Annotated in this window: 9 protein-coding genes; 1 reads left to right on the top strand and 8 read right to left on the bottom strand. The window is 65.3% G+C overall.

From position 1 onward, the window contains the following. Positions 1 to 13 precede the first annotated feature (13 nt). Positions 14 to 439, bottom strand: a complete 426-nt coding sequence (locus CH273_RS23400; RefSeq protein ID WP_032397550.1) for a PPOX class F420-dependent oxidoreductase — start codon at positions 437 to 439, stop codon at positions 14 to 16. Between the two features lie 59 nt (positions 440 to 498). Continuing rightward, positions 499 to 1,956 (bottom strand): amidohydrolase, encoded by a 1,458-nt coding sequence (locus CH273_RS23395; RefSeq protein WP_032397551.1) that lies wholly within the window; start codon positions 1,954 to 1,956, stop codon positions 499 to 501. Positions 1,957 to 2,029: 73 nt separating this feature from the next. On the opposite strand from CH273_RS23395, the gene CH273_RS23390 reads away from it, so the two are divergent. Beyond that, entirely contained in the window at positions 2,030 to 2,464 is a 435-nt protein-coding gene (locus tag CH273_RS23390) for an acyl-CoA thioesterase (protein WP_032397552.1), read from the top strand. Here the strand turns inward: CH273_RS23390 and CH273_RS23385 are convergent. The 6 genes from CH273_RS23385 to CH273_RS23360 form a co-directional block, all read right to left on the bottom strand. Beyond that, on the bottom strand, positions 2,440 to 4,386 hold the full coding sequence (locus tag CH273_RS23385; protein ID WP_032397553.1) for an acetoacetate--CoA ligase: 1,947 nt from the start codon (positions 4,384 to 4,386) through the stop codon (positions 2,440 to 2,442). The two genes, CH273_RS23390 and CH273_RS23385, sit on opposite strands and share 25 nt — an antisense overlap. Before the next feature lie 31 nt (positions 4,387 to 4,417). Continuing rightward, on the bottom strand, positions 4,418 to 6,034 hold the full coding sequence (locus tag CH273_RS23380; protein ID WP_179273178.1) for an AMP-binding protein: 1,617 nt from the start codon (positions 6,032 to 6,034) through the stop codon (positions 4,418 to 4,420). Positions 6,035 to 6,088: 54 nt separating this feature from the next. Continuing rightward, complete coding sequence (eutC, locus tag CH273_RS23375) at positions 6,089 to 6,862, bottom strand: ethanolamine ammonia-lyase subunit EutC (protein ID WP_032397555.1); 774 nt, start codon at positions 6,860 to 6,862, stop codon at positions 6,089 to 6,091. An 89-nt stretch (positions 6,863 to 6,951) separates the two neighbouring features. Beyond that, entirely contained in the window at positions 6,952 to 8,364 is a 1,413-nt protein-coding gene (locus CH273_RS23370; RefSeq protein WP_032397556.1) for an ethanolamine ammonia-lyase subunit EutB, read from the bottom strand. After that, positions 8,361 to 9,815, bottom strand: a complete 1,455-nt coding sequence (eat, locus tag CH273_RS23365; RefSeq protein WP_032397557.1) for an ethanolamine permease — start codon at positions 9,813 to 9,815, stop codon at positions 8,361 to 8,363. Before eat ends, CH273_RS23370 begins: the two co-directional genes overlap by 4 nt. 140 nt (positions 9,816 to 9,955) lie before the next feature. After that, positions 9,956 to 10,933, bottom strand: a complete 978-nt coding sequence (locus CH273_RS23360; protein ID WP_032397558.1) for a cation diffusion facilitator family transporter — start codon at positions 10,931 to 10,933, stop codon at positions 9,956 to 9,958. Positions 10,934 to 10,959 lie beyond the last annotated feature (26 nt).

Genomic DNA, 10,959 nt, shown 5'->3' with positions numbered 1-10,959 from the left:
ATCCCGTCGGTCGTCATCCCGTCATGTCGAAAGCGGCGATTACCTTGGTCGGCGTGATCCGAACGATCAATTCGCCCGGTACGCCGTTGCGGATGCCGAACTCCTCGGCTCGCTCGCGGCCCATGTACCTGGCCCCGATCTCGGTCGCTGTGCGGACCAACTCGGCCGGGTCCTCGTCGACCGACGCAATGCCCTGCACCTGAACGAATCCGTACGGCGGCTCCTCGAGATCGACGGTGAGGACGACGCGGGGATCACGGCGGATCGATTTTCCCTTGGCCGTGTCTCCCCCGGTGTTGAACACGATCGCGTCGCCCTCGACGACGAACCAGATGGGTGCCACCAGTGGCCTCCCGTCGGAGGCGAGGTACCCGAGCTTTCCGGTGCGGGTACCCGCGGACAGAAACTCGCGTACGCGCGGATCGGTGATCGACGTCATCGCAGTCACGCTACGCGGGTGGTCCGACAGAATCGATCCGCGGCTTCGCCCGGGCTCACTTACACCGCCGCTGCGTGAGTGAGCGCACCGGCGCAGATCGTGGCTCTGATCTCCGTCTCGGCGAGATCGTGCACCGAGCGGTGCACGGGATGCTCGACGAGCACGGCGATGTCCGCCGCATCCCCCACTGCGAGTCGTCCACGGCCACCGCACGCCGCGCGCAGAGCAACCTCGAGGGGTACTGCTTCGTCGAGGTGCCACGGAGGTCGCTCGTCGTCGGTACGGAACACCGCAGCCGCGACTCCCGCCAACGGCTCCGGCGGACTGACCGGCGCGTCGGAACCGAAGAGCAGCCTCGCACCGCTGCGGTGCAGCGTTCCGTAGCCGTAGGCCACCGAACGCCGTCCTGCCCACAGATCCTCGGCGATGTCGCGATCGGACATCGCGTGCTGCGGCTGCACCGATGCAGCGACACCCAAGGCGGCGAACCGCGTGATGTCCTCCGGCAGGATCTGCTGCGCATGTTCGATTCGACCACCGCAGCCGGCGCGCTCGAACGCATCGAGCGCGACGGTGTTGGCGCGATCACCGATTGCGTGGACGGCCGCCGCGATGCCGCCGCGTGACGCCCGCGCGACGAGATCGAAGAGACTGCCCGGGGTCTCGAGCAACAGCCCGTACGCGTCGTCCCCGTCGATCCCAGGGTATCGATCGTGGCAACACGCGGTTCGGGTGTTGAGCGAACCGTCGAGCATCACCTTGAGCGGGCCGCGTCTGATCAGGTCCGAGTGGGCCGAGACATCTCCGGTCCGCTCACCGCGATCGAGTGCCTCGTCGAGCCATTGGGGCCACACCGTCGTGTCGATGCGGACGGCAGGCGAGCCGGCCGTCAACCGTCGATCCCAGACCGTCTTGTTGTCCGCGAACTCGAAATCCACGACGCCGGTGACACCGCGGACCGCCAGTGCTGCGGTCGCGTCGAGCACGGCCCGATCGAGTTCGGCCGGGTCGTCCTGCTCCTCGAGCGCCATGACCGCTTCGAGGCCGTCGACATCGCGGAGCACACCGGTGGGGTGATCGATACCCAGATCGTCGAGCAGCGCCGGGCTCAGCCACAATGTGTGCAGATCCATGCTCGTCATCGCCACGCGGGCACCGGGCAGCGCATTCTCGAGCAGGTCCTTGTGCGGCTCCTCCGGCCAGTGCGCGTCACGGAAGCCGTTGGCGCGCACCACCGATTCGCCTGCTGTCCGAGCATAGGGATACACCAGTGCGACGGCATCGGCCGCCGACGCCGCGGGCCCGACGTCGATTCGTCGCCGCGCCGCCGCCCACTGTGTCAGGTGCACGTGCGAGTCCACGAACCCGGGCAGCGCCACCCCGCCACCACCGTCGAGTACCTCGTCGCTCGATGCTCGTCGGGTGCCCGCGGGGGTGATCGACGCGATGACCGAGCCCGCGAGTTCGATGTCGACGAGCAGCCCGGAACCATCCAGTGCGACGTTGGCGATAATCACTCCTGGGACTCTAGAGCGTCCTCCGCACGGGCGCGCATGCCATCCTCTAGCGATGAAGCCAGAGCCTGTTGCGATGCGGACAGAGTCGACCGAGCCCGTCGGATATCACGCGAGCGTGACGGTGCGCTGGTCCGATATGGACGCCTTCGCACACATCAACCATGCCCGGATGGTCACCCTGCTCGAAGAAGCGCGCATCGAATGGCTGCTCAGCGAGGGCGAGGCCAACGAGTCTCTGATCAAGAGTGCGTTGATCGCCGATGTCACCATCGCGTACAAGAAGCCGCTTCGGCACTCGGACGGTCCGCTGGACGTCACGCTGTGGTTCGAGAAGGTGCGCGCAGTCGATTTCACCATCGGGTACGAGGTCCGTGCCGCGGGCGCAACACCCGATTCACCGCCCGCCGTGGTGGCGACGACCCGGATGGCGATGGTCGACGTCGGTGCCGAGACCTTGCGCCGCATCGCGCCGGAGGAAAAGGCCTACCTGGCCCGCTGGACGCGCTGAAACTCGGTCGCCCGATCCAGGAACCACGCCAACGCGGCCGGATCGTCGACGGCACTCGCATCGAGAGTGCCTGCAGCAGTGGCACCTTGGAAGAGGCGTTTCAGTGGCACCTCGAGCTTCTTCCCGGTCCGGGTGTGGGGTACCGCGGGTGCGGCGATGATGTCGTCGGGAACGTGTCGCGGCGATGCCTGTGTTCTGATGACGGATGCGATGCGCTCCCGCAGTTCGTCGGTCACACCGTCCGGGACCACCACGAACAGGGGCATCCAGTATCCACCGTCGGGTAGCTCGATGCCGAGGACGAGCGCCTCGGTCACCTCGTCCAGAGATTCGACGGCCTGGTAGATGTCGGCGCTGCCCATGCGAATTCCGTTGCGGTTGAGCGTCGAATCCGATCTTCCGTGCACGACGACGCTGCCGCGGTCGGTCATCGTGATCCAGTCACCGTGCCGCCAGATTCCCGGATAGGTGTCGAAATAGGCGTCCCGGTATCGAGATCCGTCGGCGTCGTTCCAGAAATACAGCGGCATCGACGGCATCGGTTCGGTGACGACCAGTTCGCCGACGGTACCGCGGACGGGTTCGCCGTCCTCGTCGTAGGCGTCGAGCGCGACCCCGAGAAAGGGCACCGACAGCTCCCCTGCCCAGACCGGGGCGGTCCGCACTCCCCCGGCGAACGCCGACACCACGTCGGTCCCGCCGGAGATGGAGAAGACCGGCAGGTGCGCTCCGATGTTCTCCGACAACCAGATCGACGACGATGCAGGCATCGCGGACCCAGTGATGCCGACGGCCCGCAGCGCCGACAGATCGTGGTCGGTGCCGGGATGCGTGTCGGCCTTGATGCACGAGAGCACGTACCCGGGGCTGGTACCGAGGTACGTCACACCCAACCGAGCGGCGATGTCCCACAGTGTATCCGGTGCCGGAAACGCCGGGTTGCCGTCGGCGCACACGATGGTGGCACCGGTCAGCAGGCCGGCGATCTGGAAGTTCCACATCATCCAGCTGGGGCTGGTGTACCAGAAGAACACGTCTTCGGGGCCCAGATCGGACTGTAGGGCAACGGATTTGAGGTGCTCGAGCACCACACCGCCGTGACCGTGCACGATTCCCTTCGGCAGACCCGTGGTGCCCGAGGAGAACACGACCCACAGCGGGTGGTCGAAAGGCACCGACGCCGGGGTCAGTTCACGACTGTGCTCCGTTGCGGCAGACCAGCTCACTGCGTTTCCCGACGCTTCGCCGACCGTCACCACGACCTGCAGTGTCGGCAGCCCCGACGTGAGCGCGTCGACGTCGGCGGCCTTGTCTCGGAACTTCCCTCCGTACACGTACCCGTCGGCAGTGATCAGTGCCGTTGGTTCGAGCTGGCCCAGACGGTCGAGTGCCGCCGAGGCCGAATAGTCCTGCCCGCACGCGGACCAGACCGCCCCCAGGCTCGCGGTCGCCAGGAAGGCGATCACCGCCTCGGGGACGTTGGGCAGGTATCCGACGACGCGGTCGCCGCGTCGGACTCCCGCGTCGGCCAGCATGCCTGCCAGCGCCCCGGCCTGATCGATCATCTCCTCCCACGTCACGGTCCGCGTCGAACCGTCTTCGCGGGCGTGGACGATCGCGGCGCGGCCCGATCGAGCGTGCCGAACGACCTGGTCCACGTAGTTCAGTTCCGTACCCGGAAACCAGTGTGCTCCCGGCATACCGTGCTCTGCGAGCACCGTCGTCGGCACACTGGAGGAGCGAACCTCGAAGAAATCCCACACCGCTCGCCAGAACAGTTCCAACTCGTTCGTCGACCATCGCCACAGAGACGAGTAGTCCGGTAGCAGCACATCGTGGCGTTTCTCGACGAATCGCGCGAACTCGGTCACCCGAGCCTCGGCGACGTCGGAATCCGTCGGTGTCCACAGCGCACTGGTCATGGCAGCGAGTATGGCAGCCCGAGGGCGATATTCAGATCAATCCGAGCGACCGTTCGCGCATTTCCACCTTGCGCACCTTGCCGGTGACCGTCATCGGGAACTCGTCGACCACGTGCACGTATCGCGGGATCTTGTAGTGCGCCAGCCGTCCGTCGCAGAAGGCGCGCACCGCAGTCGAATCGAGAGGCGCTGCACCGTCTTTCATCTTGATCCACACCATGAGCTCTTCGCCGTACTTCGGGTCGGGCACACCGATCACCTGGGCGTCGAGGATGTCGGGGTGGGTGTAGAGGAACTCCTCCACTTCGCGGGGATAGATGTTCTCGCCGCCGCGGATCACCATGTCCTTGATCCGCCCGGTGATCGCCACGTAGCCGTCTTCGTCCATCACCCCGATGTCGCCGGTATGCATCCACCCCTCGCCGTCGATCGCCTCCGCGGTCTTGTCGGGCTGCTGCCAGTAACCGAGCATCACCGAATAGCCGCGAGTGCACAGCTCGCCGGCCTCGCCTCGGGGCAGCGTCTCGCCGAGGACGGGGTCGACGATCTTGACCTCGAGGTGCGGACCGACGCGTCCGACGGTCGACACCCTCTGCTCGATGGAGTCCTCGCTTCGAGTCTGCAGCGACACCGGAGACGTCTCGGTCATGCCGTAACAGATCGACACCTCGGCCATCCCCATTCGGTCGATGACCTGCTTCATCACTTCGGTGGGACAGGGCGATCCGGCCATGATGCCGGTACGCAGACTGCCGAGGTCGAATTCGTCGAAGTTCTCCAGTGCCAGTTCGGCGATGAACATCGTCGGGACTCCGTAGAGCGACGTGCACTTCTCGGCGGCGACGGCCGTCAACGTCGCCACCGGATCGAACGAGGGACCGGGAATCACCATCGCTGCGCCGTGCGAGGTGCACGCGAGATTGCCCATCACCATGCCGAAGCAGTGGTAGAACGGCACCGGAATGCAGACGCGGTCCTCTGCGGTGTAGTGGCAGAGCTCGCCGACGAAGAAGCCGTTGTTGAGGATGTTGCGATGGCTGAGAGTCGCACCCTTGGGGAATCCCGTTGTCCCCGAGGTGTACTGGATGTTGATCGCATCGTCGGGACCAAGTCGCTCGGACACATCGGTGATCATCCGCGGAGTCTTCGCCAACGCTCGATGCCCGCGATCGGTCATCGCCTCCCACTGGATGCTCCCGATGAACAGCACCTCACGCAGCGATTCCACCTCGGGGCGCACGTCGTCGATCATCGCCACGTAGTTCGATCCCTTGAACTCCGTGGCCGACAACAACACCGACACCCCGGCCTGCTTCAGCACGAACTGCAACTCGTGTGAGCGATAGGCGGGATTGATGTTGACCAACACGGCACCGATCTTGGCCGTCGCGTATTGCGCCAGAACCCATTCCGGGCAGTTGGGAGCCCAGATTCCGACACGGTCCCCTACCTCGACTCCGGCCACGAGCAAGCCGGCCGCCAACAGGTCGACGTCGGCGACGAACTCCGAGTAGGTCCACCGCCGCCCGGACGCAACATCGATCAACGCGTCACGATCCGAGTACAGCGCCGCGGTGCGATCCAAATCGGCACCGATCGTGTCGTCCAGAACTGCGGTATCCGACGCGCCGGAAGAATAACTGTCCATGGACCCCACGGTAGTGAGCCCGGTCACGTACAGCCACCCCCGAATAGGGGGACATCACTCGAGTGTGAGGGCCTCGGCCGCTTCGAGCACATCGGCTCGCGAGGTGTCCTTCAACGCCACACCCGACCGCCCGAGTCTCCTGGCACCGGCCAACAGGCCGGCCACGATTCGTGCCGACTGTGCGTACCCCTGTCCCTCCGGCGGATGGATGTTGGAGATGCAGTTGCGATCGGCGTCGGTGCACCCGGGTTTCGGCAGATGCGTCAGGTAGATGCCGAGACTGTCCGCAACCGACAACCCCGGACGCTCCCCGATCAGAACCAGCACCGTCCGAACACCCATCGCCGCGGCGATGTGATCACCGAGCGCCACCCGCGCCTCGGTCGCGATCACCGGAGCCGCGATCGAATAACGATCGGAGAGCTCTGCTTTCAACGCTTCCAGCATCGCCACACCGTGATCGGCGAGCGCACGCGGGGACAAGCCGTCGCCCAACACTATGCCGATCTCGTCCTCGGAATGCGGCACCGCCGACAGATCCTTCGGCTGCCGACCCAGATCGGGCCGTCGCAGATACTCCGCACGACTGGTCGCCAACGACGTCACCACCGACGGTGCACCGAGACCGACCTGCTCGACCCGGCCCACGAACTCCTCGACCTCGAGCGGCATGTGCACCGCATCGCGCGCGGCGGCATGAGCAGAGCGAAACTCGAGCACCCGCGTGGTCGGCAACGAATCACCGATGCGCCCCAGTCCGATCCGGGCCTGCGTCATCGCCCGCATCTCGCCCCAGAACTCTGTTTCCGGTCGTTCCGCGGGCTCCACCCCTGCACTCCCTGGTCGTTCCGCGGGCTCCACTCCTGCACTCCCTGGTCGTTCCGCGGGCTCCACTCCTGCCACCTCCGATTCACCGGTCATCGCGCACTCATCAAGGCTCGCAACGGTGAACCCGCGGCATCGACGTCGAGGACCCGGCCGTCGGCGTCCACCATGCCCAGACGGGAGAGCCACGACTCGAATTCCGGTGCCGGCCGCAGACCCAGAACCTGTCGGACGTAGAGCACGTCGTGAAAGCTCAGCGATTGGTATCCGAGCATGACGTCGTCGGCACCGGGAACCGCGATGACGAACGCGACCCCGGCCGCGCCGAGGAGCGTCAGCAGGGTGTCCATGTCGTCCTGGTCGGCCTCGGCGTGGTTGGTGTAGCAGACGTCCACTCCCATCGGCAGTCCAAGCAGCTTGCCGCAGAAGTGATCTTCCAGGCCCGCCCTGATGATCTGCTTGCCGTCGTACAGGTACTCGGGCCCGATGAATCCGACGACGGTGTTGATCAGTAACGGCTCGAGATCGCGGGCCACGGCGTACGCGCGCGTTTCGAGGGTCTGCTGATCGACGGGGCGGTCGCCGGTGCCGATGTGCGCACCCGCCGACAATGCCGAACCCTGACCGGTTTCGAGATACATGACGTTGTTCCCGACGGTTCCGCGGTGCAGCGATCGGCCGGCCTCGTTGGCTTCCCGCAGCAGCGGAACGTTCACTCCGAAGCTCGAATTGGCTCCTTCGGTGCCCGCGATGGATTGGAAGACCAGATCGACCGGAACGCCCTTGTCGATCAGTTCCATCGTCGTCGTCACGTGCGAGAGAACGCACGACTGCGTCGGAATCTCGAAGCGTTGCCGAATCTCGTCGAGCAGATGCAGCAGGTCGGCCGTCGCCTGCGGTGAGTCGGTGGCCGGGTTGATACCGATCACCGCGTCGCCCGATCCGAGCAACAGTCCGTCGAGCGTGGCCGCGGCGATTCCGCGGGGGTCGTCCGTCGGGTGATTGGGCTGAAGCCGCGTGGTCAGTGTTCCGGGCAGCCCTATCGTCGTACGGAACGCCGACGTCACCTGCGCGGCCCGCGACACCGCGATCAGATCCTGGTTCCGCATGATCTTGCTGACCGCCGCCACCATCTCCGGGGTCAGTCCGGCTGCCACCGAGCGCAACGTCGCCGCCGCGTTCGGCCCTGCGGTGACCTGCAGCAGCCAGTCCCGCAGACCTCCGACGGTCAGGTGCGAGACCGCCCCGAACGCGATTCGGTCGTGTGAATCGATGATGAGCCGGGTGACCTCGTCGCTCTCGTACGGAACGAGCAGATCGTGCAGGAAGACATCGAGCGAGACCTCCGACAATGCCCACTGCGCTGCAGCTCGTTCGGCATCGGATTCGGCTGCGCAACCGGCCAATTCGTCTCCCGACCGCAGCGGGGTCGCCTTGGCCATCAGGTCCACCAGACCGTCGAAGGTGTAGGTGGTACCCGAGACCTGTTGGGTGTAGATCGTCATTCCAGCTCGGCCTCGGCCTCGGCCAGTGCGGCGAATTCCTCGTCCGGCGAATTCGCAACCAGATGATGCCTGCTGTAGATGCCGAAGTAGGCCATGAACGCGACGAACACGGCCAGGCACCACAGCGCCGCGGTGGAGTCGACGACGAAGGTGGCGACAACGGCGAGGGCTGCGATGACCAACGCGAATCCGGTGGTCACGACGCCGCCGGGGGTTCGGTACGGGCGTTCCATGTTCGGCTCGTTACGACGCAGCACGATGTGGCTGACCATCATCAGAACGTAACTCAGAGCCGCACCGAACACGGCCATGTTGAGCAACATTCCGCCCTGACCGGTCAACGAGAGCAAGAAGCCGATGACGCCGGGCACGATCAACGCCAGCGTGGGCGCCTTGCGAGAGTTGGTGATGGACAGCGTCTTCGGCAGGTATCCGGCGCGTGAGAGCGCGAACAGCTGGCGTGAGTACGCATACATGATCGAGAAGAACGACGCGACGAGTCCGGCCAGGCCGATGTAGTTGACGATCTTGCTCGCGGTTCCGTCGCCGAGGGCTTCCACCAACGGGTTTCCCGATTCCTTGACGGCGTCGGCACCGCCGGCCCCGGTCACCAGGAACAGCACGACGGCACCGGTGACGAGCAGTACGCCCATGGCGGCGATGATGCCGCGCGGGACGTTCTTCGTCGGATCCTTGGCCTCTTCCGCGGCCAGCGGAACACCTTCGATGGCGAGGAAGAACCAGATGGCGAACGGAACGGCAGCCCAGATTCCGAGGTAGCCGAACGGCAGGAATCCGGAGGCTCCGGCGGCGTCGGTGGGGGCGATGTCGGTCAGGTTGCTCGCGTCGAACTGTCCGATGGCGGCGATGGCGAACACCACGAGTCCGACCAGTGCGATTCCGGTGATGACGAACATGATCTTGAGGGCTTCGCCTGCGCCGGACAGATGGATCCCGATGAACACGGCGTAGACCACCAGGTAGACCCACCAGCCGTCGGTGATACCGAACAGTCCGAGTGATTCGACGTAGGCACCGATGAACGTGGCGATTGCCGCCGGGGCGATCGCGTACTCGATGAGAATGGCTGTGCCGGTGGCGAATCCGCCCCACGGCCCGAGCGCTCGGCGGGCGAAGGTGTAGCCACCGCCCGCTGCAGGCAGCGCCGAGGACATCTCTGCCATGCCGAGGACCATGGCCAGGTACATGCCCGCGATGATGATCGCCGCAATCAGGAGGCCACCGAAACCGCCCTCCGCGAGACCGAGGTTCCACCCCGAGTAATCGCCGGAGATGACGTAGCTGACTCCGAGGCCTGCCAGCAGTACCCAGCCCGCTGTCCCCTTCTTCAGGGTACGTTTGGCCAGGTAGTCACCGCCCTCGACGTGCGACCGAGTGCCCTCGTGAGAGCCGGACTTCGATTGAGACGACTGGGGGTCTACCACGGACATTGCAAGCCTCTCGTAGCAAGTTCGCTCGGAGCGGGGTCACGCCCGAGGGGACGATTCACAACACGTGTGGCGCGCGAATCGGTTCAAGATAGGCCCGTGATGTAAGCGCCGCGTCATCGATGAGTGACGGGCGAATTACGTCAGGTTCCGACGGCGTTCACGTCGCCGATGTCTCCCTCGTCCGGTTCGGCGACTGTCAGTACCGCGTCCACCACAGCCCTGTTGGTTTCCAACTCACGCTCCAGCCGCCGGAGCGTGTGCGCGATGCGTGATTCTGCGAAATCACCGACGAGATCGACACTCGCCACCACGTAGATCTGTTTGGGACCGACGAACTCGATGCGCACGAATCTGACCGACGCCACCTCGGGAAGTTGCTCGATCCGCTGCACCACCGCGTTCCATAATGCTCTCGATCCTGGTTCGCCGGTCAGGAATCGGCGGTTTCGATCGATCAACACGAAGGCGACGATTCCGAGCAGTACACCCACCAGAATGGATCCGATGGCATCGAAGGCCGCGGACCCCGTCAGTTGATGCAACCCGATTCCCGCACCGGCGATCACGATGCCGATCAATGCGGCGCTGTCCTCCGCGAACACCGCGCGCAGCGTCGGATCCGAGGTCTCGAGTGCGTAGTCGAGGAAGTCCTTGTCGTATTCGGCCGCTTCACCGCGAATCTGCCGAACCGATTGCAGGAACGACACTCCCTCGAGCAGAAATGCGACGGCGAGCACCACATACGCGACGAGGTAGTTCTCGCTGCTCGATTCGCCGGCGAGCAACGAGGTGATGCCGTGCCACACCGATACCGCAGCACCGGCGACGAAGAGACCGATGGCTGCGAGCGTCGACCAGAAGTAGGTCTCGCGCCCGTAGCCGAGCGGCCGCCGATCGTCGGGCCCGCGCGAACCTCGACGATTGGCGACGAGCAGGAAGATCTCGTTACCGGTATCCGCCCACGAGTGCGCGGCTTCGGCAACCATCGACGCCGACCCGGTGAACACTGCGGCGAACGTCTTGGCGATCGCGACGCCGAGATTGGCGACGAATGCGATCACCACGGTACGCAGGCTTTCGCCGCCCTCGGCCGCGTCGGATTTCGATGAACTCTTCATCGCTCGCACTGTATGCGCTGCGCGCA

The sequence above is a fragment of the Rhodococcus sp. 05-339-2 genome (genome assembly GCF_002258965.1).
Lineage (GTDB): Bacteria > Actinomycetota > Actinomycetes > Mycobacteriales > Mycobacteriaceae > Rhodococcoides.
This window is presented reverse-complemented; position numbering and strand designations above follow the sequence as displayed.

Bases quoted from the DNA above. Each gene is read 5' to 3' on its own strand.
- eat (WP_032397557.1), bottom strand. From the start codon at position 9,815: ATGTCCGTGGTAGACCCCCAGTCGTCTCAATCGAAGTCCGGCTCTCAC.
- CH273_RS23385 (WP_032397553.1), bottom strand. From the start codon at position 4,386: ATGACCAGTGCGCTGTGGACACCGACGGATTCCGACGTCGCCGAGGCT.
- CH273_RS23380 (WP_179273178.1), bottom strand. From the start codon at position 6,034: ATGGACAGTTATTCTTCCGGCGCGTCGGATACCGCAGTTCTGGACGAC.
- CH273_RS23360 (WP_032397558.1), bottom strand. From the start codon at position 10,933: ATGAAGAGTTCATCGAAATCCGACGCGGCCGAGGGCGGCGAAAGCCTG.
- CH273_RS23390 (WP_032397552.1), top strand. From the start codon at position 2,030: ATGCGGACAGAGTCGACCGAGCCCGTCGGATATCACGCGAGCGTGACG.
- CH273_RS23370 (WP_032397556.1), bottom strand. From the start codon at position 8,364: ATGACGATCTACACCCAACAGGTCTCGGGTACCACCTACACCTTCGAC.
- CH273_RS23400 (WP_032397550.1), bottom strand. From the start codon at position 439: ATGACGTCGATCACCGATCCGCGCGTACGCGAGTTTCTGTCCGCGGGT.